The sequence below is a fragment of the Pseudomonas sp. JAI115 genome (genome assembly GCF_014200835.1).
Lineage (GTDB): Bacteria > Pseudomonadota > Gammaproteobacteria > Pseudomonadales > Pseudomonadaceae > Aquipseudomonas > Aquipseudomonas putida_A.
Window position 1 is genome coordinate 452,806 of the sequence record NZ_JACHCY010000005.1, and the last position, 6,831, is coordinate 459,636.

The 6,831-nt window shown below is 57.0% G+C and carries 9 protein-coding genes and 1 tRNA gene; all 10 read left to right on the plus strand.

Features of this window, described 5'->3' with window-relative positions:
• Positions 1-18 precede the first annotated feature (18 nt).
• The 10 genes from HDC30_RS15420 (at position 19) to HDC30_RS15465 (ending at position 6,740) form a co-directional block, all read left to right on the plus strand.
• The gene (locus HDC30_RS15420) at positions 19-714 is read left to right on the plus strand and encodes an ABC transporter permease (protein WP_183783865.1); all 696 of its coding nucleotides are present in this window, start codon (positions 19-21) and stop codon (positions 712-714) included.
• Complete coding sequence (locus HDC30_RS15425) at positions 711-1,400, plus strand: ABC transporter permease (RefSeq protein WP_007961692.1); 690 nt, start codon at positions 711-713, stop codon at positions 1,398-1,400. Before HDC30_RS15420 ends, HDC30_RS15425 begins: the two co-directional genes overlap by 4 nt.
• Entirely contained in the window at positions 1,381-2,616 is a 1,236-nt protein-coding gene (locus HDC30_RS15430) for a methyltransferase (RefSeq protein ID WP_183783867.1), read from the plus strand. The genes HDC30_RS15425 and HDC30_RS15430 overlap by 20 nt, the downstream gene beginning before the upstream one ends.
• Before the next feature lie 420 nt (positions 2,617-3,036).
• Positions 3,037-3,112 (plus strand) — tRNA-Thr (locus HDC30_RS15435).
• Positions 3,113-3,235: 123 nt separating this feature from the next.
• A complete protein-coding gene (locus tag HDC30_RS15440; protein WP_260319932.1) occupies positions 3,236-4,495 on the plus strand; it encodes a phage integrase central domain-containing protein in 1,260 nt (419 codons plus the stop codon).
• Positions 4,496-4,622: 127 nt separating this feature from the next.
• The gene (locus tag HDC30_RS15445; RefSeq protein WP_183783869.1) at positions 4,623-5,339 is read left to right on the plus strand and encodes a hypothetical protein; all 717 of its coding nucleotides are present in this window, start codon (positions 4,623-4,625) and stop codon (positions 5,337-5,339) included.
• Positions 5,340-5,488: 149 nt separating this feature from the next.
• Positions 5,489-5,698, plus strand: a complete 210-nt coding sequence (locus HDC30_RS15450) for an AlpA family transcriptional regulator (protein ID WP_183783871.1) — start codon at positions 5,489-5,491, stop codon at positions 5,696-5,698.
• A complete protein-coding gene (locus HDC30_RS15455) occupies positions 5,695-5,970 on the plus strand; it encodes a hypothetical protein (RefSeq protein ID WP_183783873.1) in 276 nt (91 codons plus the stop codon). The genes HDC30_RS15450 and HDC30_RS15455 overlap by 4 nt, the downstream gene beginning before the upstream one ends.
• Before the next feature lie 287 nt (positions 5,971-6,257).
• Entirely contained in the window at positions 6,258-6,476 is a 219-nt protein-coding gene (locus HDC30_RS15460; protein WP_183783875.1) for a hypothetical protein, read from the plus strand.
• Between the two features lie 126 nt (positions 6,477-6,602).
• A complete protein-coding gene (locus HDC30_RS15465) occupies positions 6,603-6,740 on the plus strand; it encodes a hypothetical protein (RefSeq protein WP_183783877.1) in 138 nt (45 codons plus the stop codon).
• The last annotated feature ends 91 nt before the right edge of the window (positions 6,741-6,831 follow it).

Below are 6,831 nucleotides of genomic sequence, written 5' to 3' on the forward strand. Positions count from 1 at the left end.
CGATTTGAAAAGAAATCCATGATTATCGACCTCTACGGATTCGGCCCGGCCCTCGCCGCCGGTGCGCTGATGACCGTCAAACTGGCGCTGACGGCCCTGTGCCTGGGACTGGTGCTCGGTCTGCTCGGCGCCTTGGCCAAGACTTCCCCGTACAAGCCGCTGCAATGGCTTGGCGGCACTTATTCGACGCTGGTGCGTGGCGTCCCGGAATTGCTCTGGGCGCTGTTGATCTACTTCGGTACGGTCAACCTGATGCGCAGCCTCGGTGAGTTTTTCGGCAATCCCGACCTGCAACTCAGCGCCTTCGCCGCCGGCGTGATTGCGCTGGGCCTGTGCTTCGGCGCCTACGCCACGGAAGTGTTCCGCGGCGCGATCCTCGCCATTCCCAAGGGCCACCGTGAGGCCGGCGTGGCGCTGGGCCTGTCGAAATGGCGGATCTTCACCAAGCTGATCATGCCGCAGATGTGGCGCATCGCCCTGCCCGGCCTGGGCAACCTGTTCATGATCCTGATGAAAGACACCGCGCTGGTGTCGGTGATCGGCCTGGAAGAAATCATGCGCCACGCGCAGATCGGCGTGACCGTGTCGAAACAACCGTTCACCTTCTATCTGGTGGCGGCGGTCATGTACCTGGGCCTCACCGTGCTGGCGATGACCGGCATGCACTTCCTGGAAAAACGCGCCGCTCGCGGCTTTGCGAGGAGCGCTTCATGAACTGGGAAGTGATCATCAAATGGCTGCCAAAACTGGCGCAGGGCGCGACCCTGACCTTGGAGCTGGTGGCGATTGCCGTGATTGCCGGCCTGTTGCTGGCCATTCCGCTGGGCATCGCCCGCTCCTCAAAGCTGTGGTATGTGCGCGCCTTGCCCTACGCCTACATCTTCTTTTTCCGTGGCACGCCGTTGCTGGTGCAACTGTTCCTCGTCTATTACGGCCTGGCGCAGTTCGATGCAGTGCGTAACAGCGCGCTGTGGCCTTACCTGCGCGATCCGTTCTGGTGTACTACCGCGACCATGACCCTGCACACGGCGGCGTACATCGCCGAAATTCTGCGCGGCGCGATTCAGGCGATTCCACCCGGCGAGATCGAAGCGGCGCGAGCGCTGGGCATGTCCAAACCCAAGGCGATGTTCTACATCATGCTGCCGCGAGCGGCGCGCATCGGCCTGCCGGCCTACAGCAATGAAGTGATCCTGATGCTCAAGGCCAGCGCGCTGGCGAGCACCGTGACCCTGCTGGAACTGACCGGCATGGCCCGCACGATCATTGCTCGCACCTACCTGCCGGTGGAAATCTTCTTCGCCGCCGGCGTGTTCTATCTGCTGATGTCCTACGTGCTGGTGCGCGGCTTCAAGCTGCTGGAGCGCTGGCTGCGCGTCGATGCCTGCCAAGGGCGTTGAAACTTCACACGTGCTGACGGGCGAGGCCCTACTCGCCCGCTTCACCGCGCTGGATGCTTTTCTGATTGAGCATCAGGCGCTGTGGAAACCTCGTCCGTTCACCCATCTTTCGCTTCCATGGGAAACCGACTACCCCGAATTGTCCAAGTGGCTACGCGGACGATCGCTGGAAGATGCAGAGCGGGCGCATAACCATCCTGCCGATCTCGTCGATGCGCCGGAGCCGTTCGCTTCATTGGCGGCATTGTCGATTGAGCTGAGCGCGGTTGGTGAGCTACCGGAGCATGCGCTGGAAACCCCAGGCCATCGATTGAATGTCGATGTGCCGGGGCGCAAGTGGCAGCAGATCGAGGCGTTCGCCAGTCGCTTGTCTTTCGCCTCGCAGCCGACGCACTGGCTGGACTGGTGTTCCGGCAAGGGACATCTGGGCCGACGCCTGTTGGGTACGGGGCAACAACTGACTTGTGTCGAATACGATCCGGCGTTGGTCGCCAGTGGTCAGGCATTAAGTCAGCGCCATCATTTGCACGCCCTGCATGTCGAGCAGGATGTACTGGCGGCAGACGCAGCGAGCGTTATAAGCGCTCAGCACACCCCGGTCGCCCTGCATGCCTGCGGCGACCTGCATGTGCGCCTGATGCAACTGGCAAGCGCTGCCGGATGTCAGCAGATGGCCATCGCCCCGTGCTGCTACAACCGGATCGATCGCAGCGAGTACCAGGCATTGTCCTCAGCGGGCTTGCGATCCGCCCTACAGCTCTCGCTCGAAGATCTGGCGCTGCCCATGAGCGAAACCGTCACCGCCGGTGCAAGAGTCCGACGTCAGCGCGACACCTCCATGGCCCGACGTTTGGCCTTTGATCTGCTGCAACGACAAGTGCGCGGAGTAGACGAATACCTGCCCACCCCGTCCCTGCCCAGCGCCTGGCTGGAAAAACCCTTCGCCGATTACTGCCGCGATCTGGCAGCGCTGAAAGAGTTATCCACAATCAGCACACCAGATTGGCAGGCACTGGAAGCGGCCGGTTGGCAGCGGTTGGCCGAAGTTCGCAACCTGGAATTACTGCGCGGACTGTTCCGACGACCGCTGGAGCTTTGGCTGAATCTTGATCGAGCCATTTTTCTCGCCGAACAGGGATACGTCGTAAGCCTCGGCACCTTCTGCGACGCACCGCTGACTCCGCGTAATTTCATGCTGCTGGCCGAGCGCGCTTGAAATCTTTACAGCCTGTGGATAACTCTGTTGATGGTTTTCCCGTGGATCCAATATTCACGGCCGTTAGACCGCTTAAACAGCATTGGTCATTTTTTGTTCATGTTGATAAAAAACCTGTAAAACAGGGATTTGCGCACAAAATGAGAACGTGTCCACAAAATCCCCTGCAATACTGCAGTTGCGTCGATCCGTTGTGCATAAGCTTCCAATCAAAACGACATAAACGGGTGAAATGGGTGCATGAACGGTGCAGAAATCCTGCCCTCACGCTCATTCTGGCTTGATCGCGTAGCACCTCGGTTTTGCGGCTAAAAACTCGGCGACACCGCTCACGCCAAGCCTGATCCAGCGCCTGCGTAAAAATAGTCTGAATTCAGGGGTTTACAGAACCAACCCAATCGCTATAATCGTCGCCCACACGCCGGTATAGCTCAGTTGGTAGAGCAACTGACTTGTAATCAGTAGGTCCCGGGTTCGACTCCTGGTGCCGGCACCAATAAAGAGTTTTCGAAAGTCTCCAGACGTTCCAGAACCTACCGAAAGCCCCGCCTAGTGCGGGGCTTTTTGTTTCTGCTCGTTTATAGAAGTGCACAGCGTGCGCTTGCTGAACGAGTACCCTTTGAGTATCTTTCTCTATTCAATAATGTTTAGGGTACTCAGTCGCATGCCGCTCACCGCATTGCAAGTTAAAGGTGCCAGTCCACGCGCTACAGATTATGGGCTGCCTGATGGAAATGGCTTGTGCCTGTGGGTTCGGGTTGCCGGAGGCAAATCATGGCGATTCCGCTTCCGCCTTGACGGGAAACAGTCTCATATTTCTTTAGGCACCGTTGATCGGGTGACGCTCTCTGAAGCGCGGCAATTAGCCGCCAAAGCTCGCGCGCTTGTGGCACAGGGCAAGCATCCGGGCATAGAGCGTAAAGTAGATCGATTGATGGCAGCGACAGCGCGAGCGACGACGTTTAAAGCACTGGCCATTGAATGGCACGAGCACAAATCGGCTCGCTGGTCTGAAGGATATGCTGCTGACACGCTGACCGCGTTTGAGAATGACATATTCCCACATGTAGGCGGCAGACCCATCGAGGAGATAAAGCCTCTTGAATGGTTAGCCGTCTTCCGCAAAATTGAATCACGCGGAGCGCTGGAGAAACTGCGTAAGGTACGCCAACGCTGCGCGGAGGTGTATCGATACGCCATCGTTACGGGGCGGGCCACATACAACGCAGTGAGCGATATCGGCGGCGCCTTACAGGCCCCGATTCCTGAGCATTATCCCTTTCTTCGAGCCCACGAACTGCCGCCGCTTTTGCAAGCCATTAGTGGCTATGAAGGCAGTTTGCTAGTCCGATTGGGCGCGCGCCTCCTCATGCTGACAGGGGTGCGAACATCTGAATTGCGAGCGGCGCCATGGGCCGAATTTGATTTAGATGCTGGGATCTGGACAATTCCCGCCGAGCGCATGAAAAAGCGTAGAACACACCTCGTACCGCTGTCACGGCAAGCCCTTGAAACGCTGCGAGAGCTGCAAAAAATTTCTGGCGGTTACACCCTCGTGTTTCCCGGTAGAAACGATCCCGGCAAACCCATGAGCGAAGCCGCTATCAATCAGCTGTTGAAAAAAAGCGGATTCGACGGAAAGGCCACCGGCCACGGCTTTCGACACACCATGTCAACCATTCTTCACGATCAGGGCTATTCCAGCGCTTGGGTAGAAACCCAGCTCGCCCATACGGATAGAAACACCGTCAGAGGCACCTACAACCATGCCCAATACCTAGACGGACGCAAAAAAATGCTTCAGTGGTATGCAGACTATTTAGACACACTGGAGTCAGGCAGCAATGTCGTGACGGGTGACTTTGGCCTGCGAGCGTAAAGAGCGGTCGTAGGACTGACTTACACGTTAGAATCAATCAACGGCCAGCCTAGCCAGACGGGTGAATGGCGCCTCCAGCCGCCCGGCTGGCCGTTCCTTTCTGCTGGAGATTGTGTAGGCGCAATGTTTGGAAAGCTTTTCACACACCTCGACCCCAACAACTTATCGCTCAACCCGAGAACGAACAGCCCCCATTTTGCTTTGCGCGTTGGTGGCTCACTATGCCGAGGAAATAGGATGCAGCCACAAAGCGGCCTCTTATGATCTTTGGAGTCTGTTCTCCGAAATAGTCGATGAGGGCCAGCGCCTCGAGTTTCTCACCGCTGGCGCGTGGTGGGTGGGAACGGTGGCGCAGCCCTTGATTGCGCGCAGCAGGTTTCAACTGACAACCACCGACTTGGCGGATTACTTCAAGTGCAGGGCGCTCAGGTCTGACTTTCCTGAGCATGTGATGTGTGTCCGTGACGCGAAAAAAAAGGTGCCAGTGTCGGACGCGGCCATTGGCATCAATGCGCAAAAACTTTGCCTGCTCATGTCCACATCGGATTGGTACGTACCAAGGTTTTTGGCGTACGAACCTGAACGGACGCCCGCTGTTAAGACGCCTAACAGTGATCTTCCCACCGGCCTTAGATTATCGACAACCCAGCGCTTCAACCGAGGGCTAATGGAAATCGCAGCTAACGCTGCGACACGCAGCCCAGACGACCCCTTCTGTGTGGTAGCGGCAGAGCTTAGCGAAAAAATGCCGCCCAATACGTTAGCAAGCAAACTGATTTATTTGGCGGGCAAGGCACTGTTAGCCGACTTCCCAAGCCGCAATACAATCAAGGAACTGATTTAGCCAATTTTTACCGGTGCCAAATCGAATGCTGACTTCCATTTCGTGTGCGTTATTGATCGTTAGACGGGGGTTAGATACCAAACTTCAAGACATTAGGGGGGCTGCTGGCTTTCGATAGGCATCGTTAAAGCCTACTGGAGACTTAATAAATGACCTTGTCCGCAACACCTACCCCCACCCTTTTGCGTTTACCTGCCGTCTGCCTCGTTGTCGGGCTGAGCAAGTCTCAGATTTATAAGCTGATTCGGCGAGGGGCCTTCCCGGCCCCGGTATCGCTCGGCTGTAGTGCTGTGGCATGGCCCGCCTCTGACGTGCACAAATGGATTGCCGAAAAAATCGGTCGTCAGGGGTGCGCATGAGTTTTGAACAGCCACACGCGCCGATTACCCTTCGCTTTTCCGCTGCTGCTGAACTGGTGCAGCAGTTGGGTGAAGTTGAGACACTTCGCGTTATCGAAAAGCTCTGTGTAGCCACCCTTTTACGCCTGAAACTGCGCCAAAGCATTCAACGCACAGCCACCGCCGGCCACAACGTAACCGCCGCTGTGGAGGATGCCGCCTTTGTTCACGGTCTGCCGTTATGCTGCGTCTGGCGAATTGTTGACCGCCCCCTAAGCAGTGCGAAGGTTTGAGCGCGATGACAGGTCTTGCCCGATGCCAAAGATCGCGATATGGTGCGCCCGTCGCTGCCAATTCAGCGACCGGGTTTAGCCGCCCGATGAAATCAAGACGCTACAGCGTCCAGAGTCTTGCAGGCGCTTTTTTTGTGCCTGGCAATTCGTTTTATGGTGGCTGTGCGTGGGACGCTTTCGAGCGTGCCGGGTTTCTTGATTCCCGGTCGGCTAACCCGCGCATAGCTACCACCCTCATCCGTTTAGCCGCGAATGGTGGTAGCTCCCCAAATCAAGGAGCGTTAACCATGCAGCGCCTTACCACGCCCGTTGCGTCTGACATTCGTCATCAAGCGATTGCCTTGATTGGCGCCGAACTGATTGCCTACCACGTCAACCGAAATCCCCAACAACACGCTCGCTTGCTCGGTCTCGTGTTAATGGCAGACACATTGGGTGTACTCAGTACTACCGACCGCGCCACTCTGACAGCGAAACTGGCCACGTTAGGGGTGTGGAATGCGTAATGCCATGCCGCTTCAATCTGGCTCAAAACCTGCGTCTGGCCTAGTGCGCCTTCTGACTGCCATGAACACAGCCGCTTTTCCTGCGGTAGTGCGAACGCCCAGCCCCCGCCACACCGAGAACTAACCATGATCGATAAAAAACGCGCCTCTGTCGGGTGCGCTGGCAGCGTGCACCCCAAAGAAAGCCCAACGATTGCCGCTATTCGCGCCACTGCTGATATGGCATTGGTCTACTCACAAAGTTTGGTGGCCGAATTACTGTAAGCGTCTGGCCAAGTCACCTTCAAAACTCCAGCATTAAGGGCGATGGTGTCCGCGTATTTTTAAGCGGACGCGATCGCCCTTAATCGCCAGG